The following is a 21,984-nucleotide window of genomic DNA, read 5'->3' as shown; positions in this document are numbered from 1 at the left end:
GTGTCAGCCCGGGGCGGGTCCGGTGGACTCGCGGACGACCAGCCGCGGCCGGTCGTCGAGCACCGTCTCCTCGACGTCCTCACCGCAGCGTGCCAGGAGCAGCCGGGCGGCGGCCGCGCCGACCCGCCGCACCTGCTGGTCGACCGTGGTCAGCCGGGGGTGCAGCCAGCGGCCGAGCATCAGGTTGTCGTAGCCGACGACGGACAGATCGTCGGGGACGCGCAGCCCGCCGCGCTGGGCGGCGCCGATGCCGCACATGGCCATGGAGTCGTTGGCGTAGACGATCGCCGTGGCGCGGTCGGCGGGCTCCAGCAGGGCCTGGGTGGCGGCGACGGCGGACACTTCGGTGAAATCGGTGTGCAGGACCGCGTAGGGCCGCAAGCCCGCCTGCCGGAGGGCCGTCTCGAAGACACCGCCGCGCAGCCGGGTGTGCCGCAGGTCGGCGGGGCCCGCCACATAGGCGATGCGCCGGTGTCCGAGCCCGAGCAGATGGCTGACGACCTCCTCGACGGCGGCGTCCTGGTGGCCGAGGCCGACGCGTGGCACGGCGGCGGCGCGGTCGGGGGGACCGAGCAGCACGGCGGGCAGGCCGAGGCGGGCCAGCAGGGCGGGGCGCGGGTCATCCGCGCGGGCGTCGGTCAGGACGGCCCCGTCGACGCGGCCCTCGGCCGCCAGCCGCTTGTAGAGGGCGTTCTCCTCCTGCGCGCCCGCGACCAGGTGCAGCAGCAGACCGTAGCCGCGGGGCGCCAGTTCGCCCTCGATGCCGGTGATCAGCTCGCTGAAGTGCGGGTCCGCGCCGAGCACATCGGTGGGGCGCCTGACGACGAGGGCGAGGGTGCGGGTGCGGGCGCTGCGCAGGGCGGCGGCGGACGCGCTCGGCGACCAGCCGAGCTCCATCGCGGTGTCCAGGATGCGCGCCCGGGTCGCCTCCGACAGCCGGCCCTTGTCGTTGAACGCCTGGGACACGGCCGCGGTCGACACCCCGGCGGCGGCGGCCACCTGCTTGATGGTGGGGCGCCGTCCCTGCTTCACGGTGGGTGTGCTCACGCCTTGACCGCCCCGTTGATGAGCGCCTGCTGCATGCGCTTCTGGAGCACCGTGTAGACGACCCATACGGGGACCAGGGTCAGTACGGTACCGGCGGTGAGGACGCCGTAGTCGGTGCCGGTGATCGCCTTGAGGGTGGGCAGGGCCACCTGCACGGTGCGCTGTTCGGGGTCGGGGCCGATGATGATCAGCGAGTACAGGTACTCGTTCCAGAAGGTGAGGAAGTTCAGCAGGAGCACGGTCGCGATGCCGGGCAGGCACATCGGTATGTAGATGTGCCGCAGCACCGTGTAGGTGGACGCCCCGTCCATCCGGGCGGCCTCCTCCATCTCCCTGGGAATGGTCCGCATGAACTGCACGAGGATCACCACCGACAGCGGCATCGCCGTCGCGGGCAGGAAGAAGACCATGAACAGCCGGGTGTGGAACAGCCCGGTGGCGGCTGCGAGCAGGAAGGTGGGGAAGAGCGCCGCGAACGTCGGGATCAGGAAGCCCAGCGAGAAGATCTTCTCCATCGCCGAGGCGAGCCGGCTCGTCGAGCGGGCGAGCGCGAACGCCGCGGGCAGCGCCAGCAGCAGGGTCAGCGCCAGCGCGAGGACCGTCACCAGCGCCGAGTTGACGACGGCCGTCCCCAGGTCGGCGCTGTTGTAGGCGGTGCGGAAGTTGCCGAAGCCGAAGGACGAGGGCAGCGCGAAGGGATGGGCGAAGATCTCCTCGTTGCTTTTGAACGCGGAGGCGAGGAAGTAGTAGAGCGGCACGATCAGCAGCACCGCGTAGGTCCACACCAGAAGGTGTGCGGGCAGCCAGCGTTTGCCGAGTTTCATGGGGAGCCGCCTTCGGGTCAGTAGTTCTGGCGGAACGCGCGGCGGATGGTGAGCAGCCCGACGAGCCCGGCCAGGAAGAGGATGACGCCGACGGTCTGGCTGTAGCCCAGGTCGGCCGCGATGAACGCCTTCTGGTAGACGAGGAAGGACAGCGTCGTCGACGAGCTGCCTGGGCCGCCCTGGGTGAGCAGCAGGACGTGCTGGGCCGAGCCGAAGAGGGTCCAGAGGAACTGCAGCATGGTGACGACGCCGACATAGTCGCGGATCACGGGGAAGTGGATGCGCCACATGGTCCGCCAGTGCCCGGCCCCGTCGAGCTGCGCCGCCTCGCCGAGGTCGTCCGGGACGCTGTCGAGCCGGGCGGCGAACAGGACGGCGGTGAAGCCGATCCCGCTCCACACGTCCAGGGCGATGAGACAGGCCAGGGCCGTCGACGGCGAGGCGAGCCAGGCGTCGGTGAGCGAACCGAGCCCCACCGACTGCAGTGCGCCGTTGGCCAGCCCGTCCGGGGACAGCGCCGCGTAGAACACCATCGCCTTGGCGGGGGTGGAGATCAGGCCGGGGATGAACAGCAGATAGCGGATGACGCGGTGCCCGGGCGGCTTCTGCGCCACGTAGTAGCCCAGCATGTAGGCGCACACGATCATGATCGGGAGCGCCACCGCCAACTGGACGGCGGTGTTGCGCACCGCGTCCCAGAACACGGGGTCGTCGAGGACCGTGCGGACGTTGCCGAGACCGGCGAAGGACACCGGCTGGAGCATGCCCGGCCAGTGCAGGGCGGCGATCACGAAGATGGCGATCACCGGGCCGATCATGAAGACCGCGTACCAGACCAGCGCCGGGACGGCGAGGATCGTGCCCCCCTGCCGGGGCGTACGCGAACCGGCCTTGGTGGCGGGCGGTGCGGGCTGGCGGATCGCGGCCCCGCCCGGGGTCGACGTCAACGTCGTCATGAGGTGGCTCCCGTGGAGTCGGGCTCGGGATAAGAGCGAACGGGCGGGCGGTTCACGCGGAGCGGTACGCGGTCTCGAGCGCGGCGCGGACCTTCGCGGCGCTGGTGCCGCGGGTGAAGGACGTGCTGGTCGCGGTGATCAGCGGCTGGGCGGCGGCGGGCGGGACGTACACATCGGGCAGCAGCGCCTGGCTCACGGCCCCGCCGAGCCGCTGGGCCGCGGCGACCAGCGGGAAGTCCGTGCTGAGGGTGTCGGAGCGCAGCGCCATGTCGCGGCCGCTCTCCTTGATGAACCGGGAGACGGTGTCCGGCCGGTACATGAAGCGCAGGAACTTCTCGACGGCGTCGATCTTCTTGGTGCCGTTCGGGCTGATCCAGAACCCGATCAGGGTGTAGGTCCGCAGGATGGTGGGCTTGTCGTGGACGGCGCCGCCGGTCAGGGGCCAGCCGCCGACCTCGGTGTGCCGGGCCACTTTCTCGGGCACCTTGGCCAGCGCCGAGGACATCGCTGACTCGATGGCCGCGGCCTGGGTGTTGAACTGCGTGGTCATCGTGTCCGAGGTGAGGCCCTGGGCCTTGTCGGCGAAGACGCCCGCGTCGCGCAGTGTCACGAAGTAGTCGATGCCCTCCCGGGCACCCCTGCTGCCGAAGTCCCCGGTGGTGTAGGCGTGCCGGGCCTCGTCCTCGGTGAGGAAGGTCTGGATGATCTGGGCGAGCAGCTTCTGCCCGGTCCAGTCGTTGCCGCCGACGGTCACGGGCGCGATCCCCTTGGCGCGCAGCTTGCGGGCCGCGGCGATCAGCTCATCGCCCGTGGTGGGTATCGCGTCGACGCCCGCCCGGTCCAGCAGGGCCCTGTTGTAGGCGATCGGCCAGTTGGTGGCGAAGTAGGGGAAGGCCCGCACCCGGCCCTTGGCGTCGGTCCACTCGGCCAGCGCCTGCGGGAGCACGCGGTCGCGCAGCCCCCAGTCGTCCAGGTAGCCCTTGACGTCGACCGTGGCGCCGACGTCGGTCCATGCCAGCGTCTTGTCGTAGAGGTTGACCATGACGACGTCCGGCTCCTTGCGGGCCAGCCGCGAGGTCTCGTAGACCTGCGCGAGGTCGTCGCCGTTGATGAGGTTCTTGACCTTGAGTCCCGGATTTTCCTTGCGGAACCGGTCCAGGGCCGCGAGGTAGGTCGGCGATCCCGGTGCGGTGGTGCCCAGCTGGCTGTGCACGACGAGCGTATCGGGATCGGAGTCCGCTCCGGTCAGCGCGGAGCAGCCGGACAGGCCGGGCAAGACGGTCGCGGCGGCCAGGCCGGAACCGGTGGCGAGGAAGCCGCGCCGAGTCAGCGGTGAGTGCACTGCGGGGGTCTCCAACCAGGCGGTTAACAAGTGGTTAATCGTTCTACCTCGAGGGTGAGAGGAATGTAGGAGCCACTTCGCCTCTGGTCAAGCCCTTGCCGGGGCCGAAAAACACCTCACCGGGGACGGCGGGTACGGAGAAACGGAACGGCGCCCACCGGGAGGTCCCGATGGGCGCCGAAGCCGAGCTCCATGTGATGGCGGCGGTACGACCGTCCGCGCGGGCGCTATTCCCAGGCCCGCCGTATCCGGGCGCCGGGGTCCGCCACCTGCGTCCATGCCTCGGCGATGCGCATGGTCGTCCGGCGCACGCTCTCGTACGGCGGCCAGCCGGGGTCGCCCGTCCTCGCGAACCGGATCCAGGTGGCGTGGAGGCGGGACGCGAGACCGGCGGGCGGCTCGGCCGGGCCGAGGATCGCCTCGGGGCCATGGAGCCGTGGCAGATCGGTGCGGTCGAACACGAACGGCAGCTCCATGACGTGCGTGGCGCCGAGCCGCCCGTCCAGGGCCCGCGACCGCCAGGCGAACTCGTAGACGTGTGTCCGCGCCGAGGGATGCTGGGCGTGGGCGGCCGCGAGCTGCCGCGTGCCCGCGCCGAACAGGGCGTCCGTCATGATGGCGGACCGCAGTTCCCCGGCGGAGGCCCCGGGCCGCTCGCGGCGGTAGACCTCCACCAGCTTCTCCGGAGCGGGGTGGGAGCGTGCCGCCACGGCGTGGACGTCCTCCTCGGTCGAGGACGCCAGGTGGCCGAGCGGGGCCAGATAGAGGTTGCCCTCCTCGGCGTTCGTCCCGAGCAGCAGGTCGATGCCCGCGCCGCGGCCGGCGGCCACGGCCTCGGCCGGCTGCTGGTCCAGGACAAGGCTGAACGGGCTCAGGCCGATCAGCGGATCGAAGTGCCCGTCGACCGTGAGATCGATGCCCGCGAGCTGGGGCATGGCCTCGACGAAGCGCTCGTCGGGGACCGACGCCAGCGCCTCCGCGGTCGGGGCGGTCCCCAGGATGCGGGCGAGGGCCTGGGTGACCCGGTCGGCCTGGGCGGGGGCGAACGCTCCCAGGCCGTTGCCGCTCTGGATGATCGCCCGCTGGAAGAGACCTTCGGCCCGTGGGTCGGCCACCACCGCGCCCACGATCGTGGCGCCCGCCGACTGCCCGAAGAGCGTCACCCGGGACCGGTCGCCGCCGAAGGCCCCGATGTTCTCCTCGACCCAGCGCAGGGCCGCGATCACATCCAGCAGACCCCGGTTGTCGGGGGCGTCGGGGAGGTGCAGGAAGCCGGGCACGCCGAGCCGGTAGTTGAGGGTGACCAGGACGACGCCGTCACGGGCGAAGCCGGTGCCGTCGTAGAGCTCCGACCGGGTCGACCCGGCCACGAATCCGCCACCGTGCACGAACACCATGACGGGCAGGTCGTCACGTGTGGTGTCGGGCGTCCAGACATTCACCGCGAGGTAGTCCTCGCCCGGGACCCAGCCCTGCCCGAAGTACGGGGACATGTCGAGGTCGCCGAACGCGTCGCGCTTGGGCTGCGGTGCCGTGGGACCCGCGGCGGTGGCATCCCGGACACCGTCCCATGGCGGGTGGGGCGTCGGCGGGGCGAACCGGGTGGCGCCCAGTGGCGGGGCGGCATAGGGGATGTGCCGGAAGACGGTGGCGTGCTCCGCCTGGCGGCCGCGGACGGCGCCTTGGGAGGTGGCCACGATGGGGGCGAAGGTGTTCGTCATGTGCGGGGTGTGTCTCTTCCTCGGTTCCTCGGTATCGCTCCGGTCCGGATCACAGGCGGTCCGGGGTCACAGGCGCGCGAAGGCCGCCCATTCCTTGATGGCGAACCCGCCGCCGTCGCGCCGCACCTCCGCGGCGCCGTGACCGCCCAGGTGGGCGGGGAAGACCAGGGTGTTCTCCTCGGCCGCCCGGCCGAGGATCCGGCGGCGGGTGGCGCGGGATTCGGCCGGGTTCTCGCAGAAGCAGCTATTGGTGTCGGGATCGGCGATCTGCACCGGGCTGTGCAGCAGGTCCCCCACGAAGAGCGCGCGATCGCCGCGGGAATCGAGGGCGAGCACGGACGAGCCCGGTGTGTGTCCGGGGGCGAGTTCCAGTCGCAGATTGGCGTCGATGTCGAGGCTGCCGTCCCACAGCAGCGCCTTGCCCGCTTGATGGACGGGAGCGACGGAATCCTCGAAGACATTCTGATTGCCCCGGCCGAGCAACGGCTTGTGCTCATTCTCCGGATTCCAGAACTCGAAGTCGCGCTCGGGGAGGATATAGGTGGCGTTCGGGAACGTCGGAACCCAACTCCGGCCGTCGAGGCGGGTGTTCCAGCCCACGTGGTCGACGTGCAGATGTGTGTTGATCACGACGTCGACGTCCTCCGGGCGCACCCCGGCCCTGGCGAGATTCCCCAGGAAGTCGGTGTTCAGATAGCTCCACACCGGCGCGTAGGGCCGGTGCTTGTGGTTGCCCACACCGGTGTCGACCAGAATGGTCTTGCCCTCGCTGCGCAGGACCCAGGTCTGAATCGCGGACCGGACATTATCGGTGTCGGGGTCGTAGAAGTCCGGGACCAGCCAGGACGCGTTGTCCTCCCAGACCTCCTCCGGGCTTTCCGGGAAGAATGCCCGGGAGGTCAGGTCGACCGGGCCGTAGTATTCCTCGACGCGTGTGATGGTGACATCGCCCAGCGTTATCTGCTGCATGAATATTCGCCTCGTGTGCCAGAAAGTCGATTACCAGCAGAATCCTCGCCGGAGGGGGCCGGGGGCGGTATCCGTCACCTGACTGCACCTGCTCTCCGACGACGGCCACGTGACCGATAACACATCACCTCCTCTCCGAAAATTTTTCGGAGATCAGCCCGGAGAGATCCTCTTTGTGGCCGATAGTCGCACGTATACGCCAAAGACCAGCAGTTCAAGGGCGGGGAGGCGGAGGTGCCGGCGAAGTCTTCTACCGGAAGAGTTCCGGAAGGAAGCGTTGACGTTGCGTCAGTCCCGCAGCATACTCCGCAGCGATCGTTGCCCATCGGCACACCACTGCCACCCGCTCGGCCTTCGAAGAAGGGACAGCAATGGTCATCAATTCCCGTCAGGAACGCAGAGATCGGCACCCTCGGTTACGCGTCCGAAGGGCGTTCAGCCTCGGTGTCGTCGGCTTCCTCACCGCGGCCAGTGTTCTGGCCCTGTCCGGTCCCGCCAGCGCCGCGAGCACCCTCGGCGGTGCGGCGGCGGCCAAGGGCCGGTACTTCGGTGCCGCCGTGGCCGCCAACCACCTCGGCGAATCCCCGTACGCCGCCACACTGGACACCGAGTTCAACGCCGTCACACCCGAGAACGAGATGAAGTGGGACGCCGTCGAAAAGTCCCGCAACTCGTTCACCTTCGGCTCCGCGGACCAGATCGTCGGCCATGCTCAGGGCAAGGGCATGAAGATCCGCGGCCACACACTGGTCTGGCACTCCCAACTGCCCGGCTGGGTGGGCGGTTTGAGCGCCACCGAGCTGCGCTCGGCGATGAACAACCACATCACCAAGGTGATGCAGCACTACCAGGGCAAGATCTACGCCTGGGACGTGGTCAACGAGGCGTTCCAGGACGGCAACAGCGGTGCGCGGCGCAGTTCGCCGTTCCAGGACAAGCTCGGCGACGGCTTCATCGAGGAGGCGTTCCGCACCGCTCGTGCGGCCGACCCCAACGCCAAACTCTGCTACAACGACTACAACACCGACGGTCAGAACGCGAAGAGCAACGCCGTCTACAACATGGTGAAGGACTTCAAGGCCCGCGGTGTGCCGATCGACTGCGTCGGCTTCCAGTCACACTTCAACAGCCAGTCCCCGGTGCCCGGTGACTACCAGCAGAACCTCCAGCGCTTCGCCGCCCTCGGCGTCGATGTGCAGATCACCGAGCTGGACATCGAGGGTTCCGGCACGGCCCAGGCCGACAGCTACCGCCGGGTCACGCAGGCGTGCCTGGCCGTGTCCCGCTGCACCGGCATCACCGTATGGGGCATCCCCGACAAGTACTCATGGCGCGCCAGCGGCACCCCGCTGCTGTTCGACGACAACTACGGCAAGAAGCCCGCGTACAACGCGGTGCTCGCCGCGCTGGGCGGCACCAGCGATGGTGGCGGTGGCGGCCGGACGTGCACCGTGTCGTACGCCGAGACGCAACGGTGGGGCGACCGTTTCAACGGTGAGGTGACGGTGCGGGCCGGAAGCTCCGCCATCAGCGGCTGGACGGTGACGGTGACCGTGCGTTCCGCGCAGAGCGTCGCCACGACCTGGAACGGCAGTCCCACCTGGGACGGCAGCGGCAAGGTCATGACGATGCGGCCCAATGGCAACGGCAACCTGGGCGCCGGAGCGGCGACCAGCTTCGGCTTCACGGTCATGGCGAACGGGGACTGGTCGGCCCCCACCATCGGTTCGTGCACCGCCTCCTAGCCGCCGCGCCACCGGCGCCCCCATGTTCGCCGCCGTGGCCAACGGTGCGCGACGGGGGCGCCGGCCACAGGCGCTGCGGGCCGCTCATCTTCGCGGAGGTCACGGCCGGCGCGGCCGCGCGCGGGCCACGCCGGACCAGCTCCTCCAGTACGCTCACCGGCCGGCTGCCGCCCGCAGGGCGGGCAGCACCTCGGAGCCGACGCTTTCGATCAGCTCGGTGGGCGGGTCGTAGGAGCCGACGTGCTGGAGGAACACATCGGTCACCCCATCGGCGTGCAGCGCGCTGAGCCGTTCGGCGATCTCCTGGGCGGTTCCGAACAGGCAGAACTCCTGGGCGAACCGGAGCACCGCCGCATCGCTCACCCAGGCCGAGCAGATCTCGACGGCCGCGTCCCAGTCCTCGGCGTGGACGAGGTCCGGATAGACCCCCTCCACCCTTGCGGGTACGTCCAGTTCGATCCCGGCCAGGGCGAGGAAGGGCGCTCCGCCATTCTGGGCGATCGAGGCGCAGATCGGCTTGAGCAGCCGGGCTTCGGCCTCGATGTCGTCGGTCACCGCGCAGAACGCCGAGACCGTCAGCGGGATGGCCGCCGCGGTGCGGCCCGCGGCCTCGGCGCCCTCCCGCACCCGGGCGGTGGCACTGGCGAGGGTGTTCCGCGAGACGCCACTGAGCAGGATGACACCATCGGCGATCTCCCCGGCGAGCCGCAGATTGCGGGGGCCGCTGGCGGCCATGTGGATCGGCACGTTCGGATCCGGGTCCCGCAGCCGGGACCGTACGCCGTTGAAGTCCCACTCCTCACCCGCGAACAGCGCCCGCAGCGTGGCGAGCCCGTCGCGCAGCTCCGCCCCGGTGCTCTGGCGCATGCCGATGGGGCCGACCGAGCTGTTGCCCACGCCGAGGCCGAGGGTGAACCGGCCGGGGGCCAGCTCGGCGACGCTGCGGGCGGCCGAGGCGACGACGGCCGGGTGCCGGGTGGCCAGGTTGGTGACCGCGCTGCCCAGGCCGATCCGCTCGGTGCCCAGCGCGGCGGCGGTCAGGACCGTGAACACGTCCCGCCACAGTAGCTGGGAGTCGGGGAACCACACCTGGTCGAAGCCCAGTTCCTCGGCCCGCCGGGCGGTCCTGGCCAGCCGGTCCACCCGGTCGCACGGCGGTATGCGGATTCCGATGCGCATCTTGCTCTCCTCCGGTGTGTTCACGCGTTAGTACTATGTACGGTACGACGCACGAGAGTCAATGGACCTGTGCGGTGCCGCTGTCGGCCACGTCGTACGGAACCGGATCGCGCGGCTGTTGCGGGGTGTCGTCCTCCTCCCGGAGGAACAGGCCCGCGATCACCGAGACGACCGACATCGCCGCCATGTACACCGCGATCCCCAGCCACCCGCCGATGGTGTGCAGCAGATAGGTGGCGATGTCGGGGGAGAACGCGTTCCCGGCGATCAGCCCGACGGTGAAGCCGATCGACATGCCGGTGAACCGCAGGCGCGCCGGGAAGACCTGGGAGAAATACGCCGGTACCACTCCGTAGTTGGCGGAGTAGCCGATGAACAGGAGCGTGAAGCCCAGCAGCATCAGCCAGTACTCCCGCGTCTGCAGCAGCGCCAGCCAGACGAACGGCAGCACGATCAGCGAGGCCGCCCCGGCGAGGAAGACCCTGCGGTTTCCGAACCGGTCCGCCAGCTTTCCGGCCAGCGGCACGCACACGATGATGACGAGGGTGGCCGGCAGCAGGACGGCGATCATGGTGTCCTTGTCCAGTTGCAGGCCGGTGCGGGCGTACTCCAGGCTGTACACGCTGGCCAGGGTGAAGGCCACCCCCGCGCTCAGGATGCCGCCGGCCATCAGCACGACGCGTCCGCCGCACTCGCGGAACACCTCGACCACGGGCAGCCGGTTCACCGTGTTCTGCGCCTTGACCGCCTCGAATTCGGGGCTCTCCGCCAGGCTGAGCCGCACGAAGAGACCCACCCCGACGAGCACCGCGCTCAGCAGGAACGGAATCCGCCAGCCCCAGGAGTGCAGTTGGTCGTCCGGTAGCTGGAGCACCCCGAGGAAGACGAGGTTGGCCAGGAGGAGCCCGGCCGAGGTGCCGGTATTGATCAACGAGCCCCGGAATCCGCGTTTCCCGCGCTCCGCGTGCTCGATGGTCATCAGGACCGCCCCGCCGTATTCGCCGCCGACGGAGAACCCCTGGGCGAGCCTGGCGACGATCAACAGGATCGGCGCCGCGATCCCCACCTGGCCATAGGTCGGCAGCAGGCCCACCGCGAAGGTCGCCACGCCCATCAGACCCAACGTGGCGACCAGCGTGGACTTCCGGCCCAGCCGGTCGCCGAAGTGCCCGAACACCACCGCGCCGACCGGCCGGGCCAGGAAGCCGATGGCGAAGGTCGACAGCGAGAGCATCGTGCCGATCACCGGGTCCGAGGTGGGGAAGAAGAGCTTGGCGAACACCACCGACGAGGCCAGTCCGTAGATGGAGAAGTCGTAGTACTCGACGGTGGTGCCGATCCAGCCCGCGAGCAGCGCTCGTGTGCCCTGGTCCCGGCCGGGGTCACGAACATGGGTTGCTGTCATGAGGGTCCTTTGTCCGTAGGGACGGGCGAGGCGTGGGAAGAGGTGGTGGCGGCGCGCCCCTGACAGATGCAGCGGGCCTTGGGAAACCGCAGGACGCCTGGGGCCGAATCGAAGTCGGCTCAGCGATCGCAAGTGGTCGTACTATGTACCGTTCGATGTATGCCGTCAAGGATTCCGACAGCACCCATGGCGGATACGGAGAGAAGACAGCTCAGCCCCGGGCCGAAGGACCCGGGGCTGGTGAAACCAGGCAGCGAGTCTCAGTCGCCGGTCTGCCGCAGGACGCCCGCGATGAGGCAGTCGAGCCCGAAGAGGAACTGTTCGTCGCTGGGCAGAGTGGTCATGTCCTCGGCGAGCTCCACCATGTTGGGGAAGTCCTCACGTGGCAGGGCCCCGTAGAAGTGCCTGCGCCGCCGCCGCAGCTCCTCGGCCTCGGGATGGTCCGCCTTCCCCCACGGGCGGGGGGCCTGGTAGCTGGCGAATCCCAAGCTGTACTGCACGATCAGGCCGTAGACCCGCACCGCCTCCCGGTCCGCGAACCCCGCCTCGCGCAGCCTCCCGATGACCGCCTCGAACGCGCCCCGCATGGACTGCGGACCGGTGCTCACCCGCGTGGAGAAGAGCCGCACGATGCTGGGGTGCTCCCGCATCATGTCGAGGAAGGCCAGCGCCAGGGCCCGCACGACCGCCTCGGGCGAGGTCTCCTCGGCGGTGGGCAGCCGGAAGTTCCCCATGACGTGGTCGGCGATGCCGTCGAGGATCTCCTCCTTGCTGCGGAAGTAGCTGTAGAGCGTCATCGCGCCCACGCCGAGGTCCGAGGCGAGCCGCCGTATGGTCAGCACCTCGATGTCTTCCTCGTCGCAGATCCGGGTGGCCACCTCGATGATCCGCTCAGCAGTGAGCGCCCTCGCACGCGACCGCGGACCCGCCACCTGGACTCTCCTCTTCCCACACCACCGGAAACCGGCGACGCGCCCGGCGCCGTCGTACCGCATACCGTACAGCCGCCCTCGGGCATTTTCTCCCTCGGACGAACCGCCGGTCCGACGGGCTGTGGGACGGGGACGAGAAGAGGTGGCCGGAGCCGATCGGGCGGTCAGGGGGCGGTGTTCGCGCGGGCGGCGAGGTCCAGGGCGATGTCCGTGATCATGTCCTCCTGGCCGCCGACCATCTTGCGGCGGCCGACCTCGACCAGGATCGCGCGGGTGTCCAGACCGTGGCGGACCGCGGCGGCCTCCGCGTGGCGCAGGAAGCTGGAGTACACGCCCGCGTAGCCGAGGGTGAGGGTCTCCCGGTCGACCCGGACCTCGCGGTCCTGCAAGGGCCGGACGACATCGTCGGCGGCGTCCATGAGGGGGAACAGATCGCAGCCGTGCTTCCAGCCCATCAGGTCGGCGACGGCGATGAACGCCTCCAGGGGGCAGTTGCCCGCCCCCGCGCCCTGGCCCGCGAGGGAGGCGTCCACGCGCGTGACGCCGTTCTCGACTGCGACCACGGTGTTGGCCACGCCGAGGGCGAGGTTGTGGTGGGCGTGGATGCCGAGTTCGGTGTCCGGGTCGAGCACCTCGCGGTAGGCGCGGAAGCGGTCGCGGACACCGTCCATGGTCAGCCGGCCGCCGGAGTCGGTGACGTAGACGCAATGGGCGCCGTAGGACTCCATCAGCTTGGCCTGGCGGGCGAGTTCGGCCGGTTCGGCCATATGCGACATCATCAGGAACCCGGCGACGTCCATGCCCATCTCGCGGGCGGCGGAGATGTGCTGGGCGGAGATGTCGGCCTCGGTGCAGTGGGTGGCGACGCGCACGGAGCGGATGCCGAGGGCGTGGGCCCGCTTCAGGTCGTGCAGGGTGCCGATGCCCGGCAGCAGCAGCGTGGTGGGAATCGCCTTGCCTGAGGCCCCGACGACGGCCTCGATCCAGTCCCAGTCGGTGTGGGCGCCGATGCCGTAGGTGACGCTGGAGCCGGACAGGCCATCCCCGTGGGCGATCTCGATCGCGGCCACCCCGGCGGCGTCCAGGGCGGCGGCGATGGTGCTCGCCTGCTCGACGGTGTAGCGGTGGCGGACGGCGTGCATGCCGTCCCGCAGGGTCACGTCCTGGATGTACAGGGCGGGCGGGGCCGACGGGGTGGGGGCGGTTGCGCCGGCGTCGGTCGTGGTCATCGTGCGGCCTCCTCGCCGGAGCGGTGTGCGGCCAGGCGCTCCGCGGTGCGCAGCGCGGCCGAGGTCATGATGTCGAGGTTTCCGGCGTAGGCCGGGAGGTAGTGGGCGGCGCCCTCGACCTCGAGGAAGACCGAGACCTTCACCGCGTCGGTCTGCGCGGCCCCGGCGGGCAGCAGCGAGCGCAGCGGGTCGTCGGACCCCACCTGGTCGAACTGCACCTTCTGCTTGAGGCGGTATCCGGGCACATACGCCTGGACCCGGCCGACCATCTCCTCGACGGAGGCGGTGACCTCCTCGGTGTCGCAGCCGGAGACCAGGCAGTGCACGGTGTCCCGCATGATCAGCGGCGGCTCGGCCGGGTTGAGGATGATGATGGCCTTGCCGCGGGCGGCGCCGCCGACGCGCTCGATGGCCGAGGCGGTGGTCTCGGTGAACTCGTCGATGTTCGCCCGGGTGCCGGGGCCCGCGGAGCGGGAGGAGATGGACGCGACGATCTCCCCGTAGTGGACGGGGGTGACCGCGCCCACCGCGGCGACGATCGGGATCGTGGCCTGGCCGCCGCAGGTGACCATGTTGACGTTCGGCGCGCCGAGGTGGGCGTCGCCGTTGACCGGGGGCACCACATAGGGACCGATGGCCGCCGGGGTGAGGTCGACGAGGGTACGGCCGAGGGGGCGCAGCACCTCCTCGTGGCGCTTGTGGGCACCGGCGGAGGTCGCGTCGAAGACGATCTCCACGTCCGCGAACTCGTCCAGCTTCACCAGCCCGTCCACGCCCTCGTGGGTGGTGGCCACCTTCAGCCGGCGGGCGCGGGCCAGCCCGTCGGAGTCGGGGTCGATGCCGGCCATCGCGGCGATCTCCAGGGTGTCGGAGAGCCGCAGCACCTTGATCAGGAGGTCGGTGCCGATGTTGCCGGACCCGATGATCGCCACCTTGGTGCGGGTGTTCGTCTCGCTGCTCACCGGTTGTCTCCTTCCGCGGCGAACCCGACTCCTACGGCGCCCAGGTTCGAGATACGGGCTTGGAACACATCGCCCGGGGCGGCCGGGACCATCGGTCCCAGGGCCCCGGTCAGGACGAGGTCGCCCGCCCGCAGCGGGTCGCCCCGCTCGGCGAGGGCCGAGGCCAGCCAGACGGCCGCGTTGAGGGGGCCGCCGAGGCAGTCGGCGCCGGTCCCCTCGGAGGCCATCTCGCCGTTGCGCGTCATGGTCATCTGCACGGAGCGCAGGTTGACCCCGGTCAGCGGCACCGGGAAGGCGCCGAGGACGTACATCCCGCAGGAGGCGTTGTCGGCGACGGTGTCGACGATGGAGATGTCCCAGTCCCGCACCCGGCTGTCGACGATCTCCAGCGCGGGGAGCGCGAAGTCGGTGGCGCGCAGCAGGTCGACGACGGTGCACTGGGCGTGCGGCAGGTCGCTGCCGAGCACGAGCGCCACCTCGCCCTCCACCTTGGGCTGGAGCAGCCGCCCGGCGGGCACCTCGCCGCCCTCCGGCACGGCCATGTCAGCGAACAGGGCGCCGAAGTCCGGCTGGTCCACGCCGAGTTGGCGCTGCACGGCGAGCGACGTCAAACCGATCTTCCGGCCGACGATGCGGCGGCCGGTGGCCTGCTCGCGTTGCAGGTTCAGCCGCTGCACCGCGTAGGCGGCCTCGATGTCACCGTCGTCCAAGAGCGTGCGTACGGGCGGGCAAGCGGTCCCGCCGCGGGCGGCCTCCGCCAGTGCGTCGGCGGCCTTGACCACGGCCCCGGGGAAGGCGTCCGTCGGGACGCGGTCGGGCACATTCGGCACGGGCTACCTCCTGAGGTGGAACGTGGGTGCCGGGCCCCCGGCGCTCCCCATATGGCCTCCGGTATAGACGTGCGGGCCGCCACGAGCCAACTTTTGTTCCGTTACGCGGAACGCGTCGGGTACTGGGATGTCGGACGAGGCGGCGCTGACCTGCCATACCCGCATCCGGCCGGAAGGGCGTACCGCCGCACGGAACTCTCCGGGCGAGGGGCCTGCCTCCGCCGCTCGGCCCTTGACGCCACCCAAGGAGTTCCGTACAAAGTACGACCAGGACCGCGGGCTCGCCAACCCGCCACATCGGGAGAGTGCATATGCTGACCGCCCACTACACCTCAAGCCGCTTCGGCCAGCTTCACTACGTCGAGTGCGGTGAGGGCGAGCCGGTGCTGCTGCTCCACCAGACCCCGCGGTCATGGACCGAGTACCGCGATGTGCTTCCGCTGGTCGGCGCCACCCACCGAGCGATCGCGATGGACACCGTCGGCTACGGGGCCTCGGCGAAACCCGCGGATGATCAGAGCATCGAGATGTTCGCCGACGGGGTCGAGGACCTGGTGGCCGGGCTGGGGCTGGAGTCGTTCCACCTGGTCGGCCACCACACCGGCGGAGTGATCGCGGTGGAGGTGGCGGCGCGCCTGGGCTCCCGGGTGCGGAGCCTGGTGCTCTCGGCGACCCCGTTCATCACCCCGGAGAAGCGCGCCCGAGCGGCGTGGAAGCGCCCGGTCGACTGGGTGCAGCCGAAACCGGACGGCTCCCACCTCATGGAATTGTGGAACCGGCGCAGGCACTTCTACGAGCCGGGGCAGGAGGCCGCGCTCAACCGGTTCATGGCCGACGCCGTGCGGGTGCTGGACCGGGCGGAGGACGGCCACATCGCCGTTCGGCTGTTCGCGATGGACGAGCGGCTGCCGCGGATCACCGCCCCGGCCACGGTCATCTGTGGGCAGGACGACGATCCGTCGATGCCCAGCTTCGAGCCCATGGTGAACGCCCTGTCCGCCACGGGGCATATCGTGCCCCGAGCAGGTGTGCCGTTCCCCGAACAGCGGCCGGAGGAGTTCGCCAGGCTGGTGCTGGAAGCCGTCGCATCCGCCGGGACGGCGGACCGCTGACGACGGTGTGGCGTCAAGGGGTGGGGAACAGCGAGCGGTAGAAGGGCGTCTCACGGAAACCGTCCCCGTGGTGCGTGGAGCTCCAGCTCAGGGACACCGCCGGGCCACCGGCCCGGTACAGCTCGCCGACGAGCGCGTAGTCGGGGTGTACACCGTCATCGCTCATCGTCGTGGTGAAGTCGAACTCGAACCGGTCGCCCGGCCGTACCCGCAGACCCTCCTCCGACAGCGGGGCGTACACCGGGGTCCAATTGCTCGACTGGACCAGCGAGTCGAGCGGCTCGTCGCCCTCGGCCACCCACAGGCGCACGCCGAGCGCGAGCCCGGAGAAGCGGCCCTCCCGGGTGAAGGTCAGCTCGACGGCGTCGACGCCCTCCGGCTGCAGGTCGCCGTTGTACTCCAGCGGCTCCACCTCGACGGCATCGGACAGATACGACCGCTGCCGCACCCTCGGGTTGTCCTGCAGCCCTTCGAGGACCACCCGCAGATCGAAGGGGCGGCCCACCGACGCGAACACCTCTTCCACGTAACGGAAGACGAGGGGCGGAAAGCCGGGGAGCGTGCCGAGGTTCGCGCTGTTCAGGTCCAGGGCGACGGCGGTGGTGGCACTGCGGTGCGGGATGAACACCCCGCCGGGCTTCACCAGGCGCTCCCGCGCGTCCCGCAGGACGGACCCCGCCCCTTCCGAGCCGCCGAGCGTGCCGATGATCTCGGAGACGCACATATCGACGGGCTCGGGCAGCTCGATCTCGGTGGACAGCCCCTCCACCACCGTGATCCGGTCGGCGAAGCCTGCCTTTTCGATGTTCTTCCGGGCGATCCGCGCGGACTCGGGGATGACCTCCACTGCCCATACGTGCCGCGCTCCGGCGCGGGCGGCGGCCAGCGCCCACACCGCGCCCTGCCCCGTACCGATGTCGAGCACCGTCCGGCCGGGGGCGTAGCGCCGGACGGCTTCGGTGTATGCGCTCATCCGACGCTCGTCGTTGATCATCGCCTCATACGCGTCGTCGTCGTACACCGGATACTCGCCGATCGAAGCGAACAGCCACACCGGGCTCGACTCCAATTCGCACGCCCGCACCGGCACCTTGCGACCCGGTGCGGACAACTCTGCGAGGAAGGAACGCGGCATCTTCAGACCTTTCCCTGGAGTGACTTTTCACGACCAGCATGCCAGGCAGGAAAACCTGGAATCCCTAGCAATTGAACTCGCCATGGGTGAATAAAGTCCGAATATGGCCCGGTTAAAGCAATGTAAAAGTCAGAGAAGCAAGGCGATCGACGCTCGATATCGCCGCCGCCCGGCCACGGCGGCGGCCACGCCCGGGATCGCGCGCCAACAGCGGCCGTCGAGGGACCTTGCGCCGCCACGAGGCGGCCTCATCGAACAGGCGTGCCCCAATAATTGGCATGTTCGCGATCAGACGAGGGTTGCTCGCGAAGGTAAAGTCGGCTTGATTTCGCGGATGGAGCCCCGGATCCCGGCGCTGGACCGTCCGAAAGTAATCGGAACTCATATCCAAACTGGTTATCCGTAGTAATTGGCGAGACAGGCACTCATGCCGGCTGCGCCGCCAACGGACCATCGCCCGTTGACGGCGTGCGGAAATATGAAAGTTGAACGGATTCCTCCGAATGCGATGTCCGCGGCCCGCGATGCCAGCTCCGCCGGAGCGGGACCGTCAATCGTTGAAATAGTGACCTTCCGCGATGTCCGCGATCAGCGCGGGACGCGTCGGCCGCCACCCCAGGCGTTCCCGCGTCCCCGCGCTCGACGTCGGGCTGTCGAGCGACACCAGGGGGCCGAGGAAGCCGAAGTGGTCGCCCGCGTCCTCGGGCGCGACGCCGGCCACCGGCACTCTCAGCCGACGGCCGATGGCCTCGGCGATCTCCCGGAACGTCACCCCCTCAGCGCCGACCGCGTGCAGGCGCGAGCCGGCCGGGGCCGCCTCCACCGCCAGCCGGTACAGATGCGCCGCGTCCAGCCGGTGCACCGCGGGCCACCGGTTGGATCCGTCGCCGACATAGGCGGACACGCCCTTCGCGCGGGCGATGCCGATGAGAGTCGGTGTGAAGCCCTTCAGGTCTCCCTCACCGTGCACCAGCGGCGCGAGCCGTAGCGCGGCCGAGCGCACACCGCGCTCCCTCATCGCGATCACGGCATGCTCGGTCGGCACCCGCAGGGCCCACGCCCCCAGCCGCTCCGCATCGGGGGCATCCGCTTCCGTGCCCAGGCGCCCGAGCGTCAGGCCCAAGGTGCCCGAGGTCACCACGAAGGGCTTGCCGGAGCCTTCGAGCACGGCCCCGATCGCCTCGACGGCGCTCCGCTCGATCCGGGCGCGAGTGGCCGGATCCGTGGTCTCCGAAATGTGCTGGTTGGCCGCGTAGATGACCCCGTCCGTCACCGTGGCGCCGGCGCGCAAGCTGTCGAGGTCTTCCAGTTCGCCGCGGCGCACATCCGCGCCGACCAATGACAATGCCGCGGCAGCCGAGTCCGAGCGGGCGAGACCGACCACCTGATGGCCCGCTCCGAGGAGCTCGCGGACGACCGCGGATCCGATGTACCCGGTGGCACCGGTGACGAAAATGCGCACGTTGACAGTCCTCTGGTGATGTCGAGTCGGCCCGGCCCCGGAGAGGGGCGGGCGGGTGCCTGAACGCTAGGAACGGCAGGCACTCCGCGTCCAAGTCCTGTTCCGCACCACGTGATACGAGATCGCCATCACCCGTATCCTGGCGGCGTGCCCGACGATCCCCCCTCCTCGGCGGACCTCGACCTGCGCCTGGTGCGGTACTTCACGGTCGTCGCCGAGCACCGCAACTTCCACCGCGCGGCCGACGCCCTGCACCTCGCCCAGCCGTCGCTGAGCCGGCAGATCCAGCGTCTCGAGGAACGGATGGGCGTCCGCCTGCTCCATCGCACGAAACAGGGCAGCCACCTCACCGAGGCGGGCCGGATCTTCCTGCCTCAGGCGCGGACGCTCCTGCACTCCGCCCGGCAAGCCGTGACAACGACCCGCGCCGCCGTCGGCCCCGACGAATTCACCATCGGGTACACGGGCAGCCTCATCGTGACCACCGCGGCGCGCGAACTGCGCGACCGGCGTCCCGCCGCCGAGGTACGCACCCTGCATCTGGACTTCCGCCAGGTGCGAGCGGCCCTCCTGGACCACCGGGTCGACGTGGTCCTCGCCCGAGAGCCGTTCCCGACCGGCGGCCTGCGCGTGACGGCTCTCTACGAGGAGCCCCGGGTGCTCGTGGTGCCCGCCTTCCACCGCCTCGCCGGCCGTACGTCGGTCACCCTGGACGACTTCGCGGACGAGGCCCTGGTCCGGTACGCCGACGCGGCGTATGACGCGTTCTGGCGTCTCGACCCACGCCCGGACGGACGCCCGGCACCCGGTGGCCCACTCGTCATGTCCGCGGTGGACAAGCTCGAACTCGTCGCCGGCGGCCAGGCCCTCGCCCTCGCGCCGGCCGGTGGCGAGCACAACCCGCTGCGACACGACCTCACCACCATTCCCGTTGAGGGAATCGAACCGTGCCGAGTCGTGGTCGCGACCAGGGCCGAGGACCGTGGACCGCTCGTGGCGGACTTCCTCGCCATCGCCGTGCACCAGCTCACCGGGCCACGTCGGCTCCGCCGTACGGCTGTTCCGCCCGCAACGGATCAGGCACCGTTCACCTGACCGCCCCTGTGTGGTCACGGACCTTGACCACAGTGCGGTCCGGGGTCACCGGTTCTTCACACGATGCGCGGGAGTGTCAATGGACGCAGCGGGGCGCGACCAGCTCGGCAGACGGACGCTGTTGCGGGCCACCGCCGTGATCCCGGCCGCGGGCACCGCTGCCGTCGTATCGGGTACGACACCCGCTCACGCGGCCACCCCGAAGGCCGGTGGCCTCCGGTACGACCCCGAGTCACCGCGGTTCAGCCTCGCGGTGCTGCCGGATACGCAGTACCTCTTCGACGCCGACAGCTCCGACCCGGAGCCGCTCCGGGCCACCTTCCGGTACCTGGTGTCCCAGCGCGAGGACGCCAACATCGCCTTCATGGCGCACCTCGGCGATGTCACGGAACACGGCTCGCGGGAGGAGATCACGCTGGCCGCGACGGTGTTCGGGACCATCCACGGCAAGGTCCCCTACAGCGTCCTGGCCGGCAACCACGACATCGACTCCGGCACCGACGACCAGCGCGGCGACAGCGCCTATCTCGACGCCTTCGGTCCGCGGCGGTATTCCGCCATGCCCACCTTCGGCGGCGCCTCGCCCGACGGCTACAACAGCTACCACGTCCTGCCCGCGGGCGGGCGTGACTGGCTGGTCCTCGCGCTTGACTGGCGGATCTCCGACTCCGGACTGCGATGGGCGCAGAAGGTGCTCGATGCCCACCCCACCCTGCCCGCCGTCCTCACCACCCACGACCTGGCCTGGGCCGACGACGAGGGCAGCGCACAGCTCTCGGACAACGGCGGGCGGCTGTGGGACGGCCTCGTCCGCGGCAACGACCAGATCTTCCTCGCCCTGGGCGGGCACTACTGGCCCCCCGGGCGCACCGTCCTGACCAATGACGCAGGCAACGACGTCCATATCCACATCACCAACTACCAGGACCGGTACTACGGCGGCGCCGGAATGATCCGCCTCTACGCCTTCGACCTCGTCCGCGGTGTGATCGACGTGGAGACGTTCTCGCCCTGGTTCCTCAGCCGCGACCCGGAGAAGAGAACACCTCTGGAGGCGGAGACCATCGAACTGACCGGCCCCGTCGACCGGTTCAGCCTGAGCATCGACTTCGAACGCCGCTTCTCCTCCTTCGCGCCGGTCGTACCGCGCAAGCCGCGCCCGGCCTCCGCCGTCATGCCGCGCGGCACCCTCGCGTACTGGCGCTTCGACGCCTCGGGAACCGCCTCCCGCGCGGGCGCGGACGGACCGGTCGGCACGGATACGGTGCTCCGCGATCTGTCCGGCCACGGCAACGACCTCCGGGTGACGCGCCTGCACGACAGCGAGCCCGACATCCTGACGTGGTCCGGCGAGCACCACGGCGACCAGCCGGCCCATGCCAGCCTGCGCTTCGACGGCGGCAAGGCCCCCGATCGCGGTGCGGTCCTGACCACCTCCGCCACGGCGCCGCTGAACTCCGAGAAGTTCACCGGTGGGTACACCATCGAGACGTATCTCAAGCTCCCGGACCCCTTCGAGGGCGACCACGCCTGGATGGGCATCCTGAGCTGGGAGGGGCGCAACGGCGACGCGGGGAAGACCACCGGCTGGTCGCCCGACGAGCCGACGTGCAGCCTCAATGTGACCCCCGAGCGCTTCCTGCAGTTCGTCGTCTACCCCCATGTGCAGGACGCCGATCCCACCTCCTGGAGCCACGCCCTGCCGGTGGGCCGGTGGACCCATATCGCCGTCGTCAACGACGGCCATCACACCGTGGTGTACGTCGACGGCTCGAAGATCGCCCGCAATCCCTCCCAGCCGTCGACGGGGATCGCCACCCTCGGCAAGCCCTTCGTGATCGGCGGCACTCAGTTCGAGGAGAAGTTCGGCCAGGGCTTCTACGGCTGGATCGGCGACACCCGCATCGTCAAACGAGCCCTGCGGCCACAGGACTTCATGACAGCCCCCGCCTAGTTGGCCCGCAGCGCCTTCCGTACCGCTTCCAGGTCGGCGACCTGGCAGGCGACGGTGTAGCCGATGGGGTCGGCACCGGGCGGGT

Annotated in this window: 18 protein-coding genes; 4 read left to right on the top strand and 14 right to left on the bottom strand. The window is 70.1% G+C overall.

What is annotated here, in order from left to right; genetic code table 11:
- Positions 1-3 precede the first annotated feature (3 nt).
- The 6 genes from J5X86_RS32680 to J5X86_RS32655 all read right to left on the bottom strand — a co-directional run bounded on the left by J5X86_RS32680 (position 4) and on the right by J5X86_RS32655 (position 6,859).
- Complete coding sequence (locus J5X86_RS32680; protein ID WP_208520320.1) at positions 4-1,047, bottom strand: LacI family DNA-binding transcriptional regulator; 1,044 nt, start codon at positions 1,045-1,047, stop codon at positions 4-6.
- Positions 1,044-1,871 (bottom strand): carbohydrate ABC transporter permease, encoded by an 828-nt coding sequence (locus J5X86_RS32675; protein WP_208520319.1) that lies wholly within the window; start codon positions 1,869-1,871, stop codon positions 1,044-1,046. Before J5X86_RS32675 ends, J5X86_RS32680 begins: the two co-directional genes overlap by 4 nt.
- 17 nt (positions 1,872-1,888) lie before the next feature.
- The gene (locus J5X86_RS32670; protein WP_208520318.1) at positions 1,889-2,827 is read right to left on the bottom strand and encodes a carbohydrate ABC transporter permease; all 939 of its coding nucleotides are present in this window, start codon (positions 2,825-2,827) and stop codon (positions 1,889-1,891) included.
- 52 nt (positions 2,828-2,879) lie between these two features.
- The gene (locus J5X86_RS32665) at positions 2,880-4,169 is read right to left on the bottom strand and encodes an ABC transporter substrate-binding protein (protein ID WP_208520317.1); all 1,290 of its coding nucleotides are present in this window, start codon (positions 4,167-4,169) and stop codon (positions 2,880-2,882) included.
- A 227-nt stretch (positions 4,170-4,396) separates the two neighbouring features.
- Positions 4,397-5,890, bottom strand: a complete 1,494-nt coding sequence (locus J5X86_RS32660; RefSeq protein ID WP_208520316.1) for a carboxylesterase/lipase family protein — start codon at positions 5,888-5,890, stop codon at positions 4,397-4,399.
- A gap of 66 nt (positions 5,891-5,956) precedes the next feature.
- Positions 5,957-6,859: an MBL fold metallo-hydrolase gene (locus tag J5X86_RS32655; RefSeq protein WP_208520315.1), complete on the bottom strand. Its 903-nt coding sequence runs from the start codon at positions 6,857-6,859 to the stop codon at positions 5,957-5,959.
- 371 nt (positions 6,860-7,230) lie between these two features.
- Here J5X86_RS32655 and J5X86_RS32650 point away from each other — a divergent pair, with 371 nt between their 5' ends.
- Positions 7,231-8,604 carry an endo-1,4-beta-xylanase gene (locus tag J5X86_RS32650; RefSeq protein ID WP_208520314.1) on the top strand — a complete coding sequence of 458 codons (1,374 nt, stop codon included), beginning with the start codon at positions 7,231-7,233 and terminating at the stop codon, positions 8,602-8,604.
- Positions 8,605-8,757: 153 nt separating this feature from the next.
- Here J5X86_RS32650 and J5X86_RS32645 read toward each other — a convergent pair whose 3' ends face one another.
- The 6 genes from J5X86_RS32645 to J5X86_RS32620 form a co-directional block, all read right to left on the bottom strand.
- Positions 8,758-9,783 carry an LLM class flavin-dependent oxidoreductase gene (locus tag J5X86_RS32645; protein WP_208520313.1) on the bottom strand — a complete coding sequence of 342 codons (1,026 nt, stop codon included), beginning with the start codon at positions 9,781-9,783 and terminating at the stop codon, positions 8,758-8,760.
- A 58-nt stretch (positions 9,784-9,841) separates the two neighbouring features.
- On the bottom strand, positions 9,842-11,188 hold the full coding sequence (locus J5X86_RS32640) for an MFS transporter (RefSeq protein WP_208520312.1): 1,347 nt from the start codon (positions 11,186-11,188) through the stop codon (positions 9,842-9,844).
- A 260-nt stretch (positions 11,189-11,448) separates the two neighbouring features.
- Positions 11,449-12,120 carry a TetR/AcrR family transcriptional regulator gene (locus tag J5X86_RS32635; protein WP_162953179.1) on the bottom strand — a complete coding sequence of 224 codons (672 nt, stop codon included), beginning with the start codon at positions 12,118-12,120 and terminating at the stop codon, positions 11,449-11,451.
- Positions 12,121-12,284: 164 nt separating this feature from the next.
- Positions 12,285-13,349 carry a 4-hydroxy-2-oxovalerate aldolase gene (gene dmpG, locus J5X86_RS32630; protein ID WP_208520310.1) on the bottom strand — a complete coding sequence of 355 codons (1,065 nt, stop codon included), beginning with the start codon at positions 13,347-13,349 and terminating at the stop codon, positions 12,285-12,287.
- On the bottom strand, positions 13,346-14,311 hold the full coding sequence (locus J5X86_RS32625) for an acetaldehyde dehydrogenase (acetylating) (protein WP_208520309.1): 966 nt from the start codon (positions 14,309-14,311) through the stop codon (positions 13,346-13,348). The genes dmpG and J5X86_RS32625 overlap by 4 nt, the downstream gene beginning before the upstream one ends.
- Positions 14,308-15,141: a 2-keto-4-pentenoate hydratase gene (locus tag J5X86_RS32620; RefSeq protein ID WP_208520308.1), complete on the bottom strand. Its 834-nt coding sequence runs from the start codon at positions 15,139-15,141 to the stop codon at positions 14,308-14,310. The genes J5X86_RS32625 and J5X86_RS32620 overlap by 4 nt, the downstream gene beginning before the upstream one ends.
- Positions 15,142-15,452: 311 nt before the next feature.
- On the opposite strand from J5X86_RS32620, the gene J5X86_RS32615 reads away from it, so the two are divergent.
- Positions 15,453-16,253, top strand: coding sequence for an alpha/beta fold hydrolase (locus tag J5X86_RS32615; protein ID WP_208520307.1), 801 nt, complete (start codon positions 15,453-15,455; stop codon positions 16,251-16,253).
- 13 nt (positions 16,254-16,266) lie between these two features.
- Here J5X86_RS32615 and J5X86_RS32610 read toward each other — a convergent pair whose 3' ends face one another.
- Together J5X86_RS32610 and J5X86_RS32605 are read right to left on the bottom strand one after the other, a co-directional pair.
- The gene (locus tag J5X86_RS32610) at positions 16,267-17,388 is read right to left on the bottom strand and encodes a class I SAM-dependent methyltransferase (RefSeq protein WP_208520306.1); all 1,122 of its coding nucleotides are present in this window, start codon (positions 17,386-17,388) and stop codon (positions 16,267-16,269) included.
- A 550-nt stretch (positions 17,389-17,938) separates the two neighbouring features.
- The gene (locus J5X86_RS32605; protein ID WP_208520305.1) at positions 17,939-18,850 is read right to left on the bottom strand and encodes an SDR family oxidoreductase; all 912 of its coding nucleotides are present in this window, start codon (positions 18,848-18,850) and stop codon (positions 17,939-17,941) included.
- 147 nt (positions 18,851-18,997) lie between these two features.
- On the opposite strand from J5X86_RS32605, the gene J5X86_RS32600 reads away from it, so the two are divergent.
- Both J5X86_RS32600 and J5X86_RS32595 read left to right on the top strand, forming a co-directional pair.
- Positions 18,998-19,945 (top strand): LysR family transcriptional regulator, encoded by a 948-nt coding sequence (locus J5X86_RS32600; protein WP_208520304.1) that lies wholly within the window; start codon positions 18,998-19,000, stop codon positions 19,943-19,945.
- Between the two features lie 79 nt (positions 19,946-20,024).
- Positions 20,025-21,899 (top strand): LamG-like jellyroll fold domain-containing protein, encoded by a 1,875-nt coding sequence (locus J5X86_RS32595; protein ID WP_208520303.1) that lies wholly within the window; start codon positions 20,025-20,027, stop codon positions 21,897-21,899.
- The last annotated feature ends 85 nt before the right edge of the window (positions 21,900-21,984 follow it).

This window comes from Streptomyces sp. NEAU-YJ-81 (assembly GCF_017592595.1).
Classification (GTDB): Bacteria; Actinomycetota; Actinomycetes; order Streptomycetales; family Streptomycetaceae; genus Streptomyces; species Streptomyces hygroscopicus_B.
This window is presented reverse-complemented; position numbering and strand designations above follow the sequence as displayed.